Annotated in this window: 2 pseudogenes; one reads left to right on the forward strand and one right to left on the reverse strand. The window is 73.7% G+C overall.

The annotated features are described in order from the left end of the window. Positions 1–98: 98 nt before the first annotated feature. Positions 99–620: pseudogene (locus tag ACWEVO_RS36920) on the forward strand (thymidine kinase); the annotation flags it as partial. Between the two features lie 2 nt (positions 621–622). Here the strand turns inward: ACWEVO_RS36920 and ACWEVO_RS36925 are convergent. Next, a pseudogene (locus ACWEVO_RS36925) lies at positions 623–1,135 on the reverse strand (hypothetical protein); the annotation flags it as partial.

A 1,135-nucleotide genomic window follows, 5' to 3' on the forward strand; every position in this document is an offset into this window, starting at 1 on the left:
CGCCGCCGTGCTCCGCGGTTCGTGCGCCTTGATCACGTCGAGCAGCTGGGTGGAGATCCGGTGCACCGGGTTGAGCGAGTTCATCGCCCCCTGGACCCCGGCAGGGCCGCCGCGGACTGGTCACCACCCGCATCGACCGCTCGCTCGGCCCGCAGGTCACCACCCGCATCGGGCTGGCCCACTCGGCCATCGAGGTCACCGACGCGCTCGACCTGCGCGACCTGGTCCGCGACGCGTGGGCCGAGGGGGTACGCGTCGACTACCTGATCTGCGACGAGGCGTCCTTCTACAACCTGGAGCACATCGAGCAGATGGCCGACCTGGTCGACAACTACGACGTCGACGTGTACGCCTTCGGCCTGGCCACCGACTTCCGCTCCTGCCTGTTCCCGGCCGCGCAGCGGCTGTTCGAACTCGCCGACGAGGTGGCCCGCATCCAGGTCGAGGTGCTCTGCTGGTGCGGCCGGGAAGGGCTGCTCAACGCCCGGGTCGTCGACGGCCGGGTGGTCCGCGAGGGCGAACAGGTCGTCATCGGCGACACCGTCGACAGCGCCGACGTGCGCTACCAGGTGCTCTGCCGCCGGCACTACCGCTCCGGCGACCTCGGCCCGCGCGCCTGAGCTCACTCCGCCGGCACGTCCGCCCCCGACACCGCGTCGACCAGATAGACCTGCCGCCCGGCCCGCGGATCCCGGCCGTGCAGGGTGTGGAACATCGGCGAACCCGGGCCGCCGAGGTCGACGACGCTCGCGCCGGCGCCCGTCACCGCCCGCTCCAGCGCCGGTGGCGCGGTCAGGTCGATGCGGGTCACCACGCCGGGGGCGACCCACACGGGCACGCCGGCCAGCGAGCCGGACAGCTGCAGGTGGTAGTGGCCGCAGAGGATCGCCCGCACGTCGGTGCCCGCGACCACGTCGGCGAGCCGCGCGGCGTCGCGCAGGTTCACCGAGGCCATCAGCGGTGACGACGGCAGCGCGACCGGCGGGTGGTGCAGCACCAGCACCGTGCCGGCCTCGGCCGGGCGGGCCAGCATCCCGCGCAGCCAGCGCAGCTGCCGGTCACCGAGCAGGCCGTGCACCGCACCCGGCACGAGGCTGTCCAGCGTCACCACGCGCAGCCCGCGTACCACGCTGAC

The sequence above is a fragment of the Micromonospora sp. NPDC003776 genome (assembly GCF_053605645.1).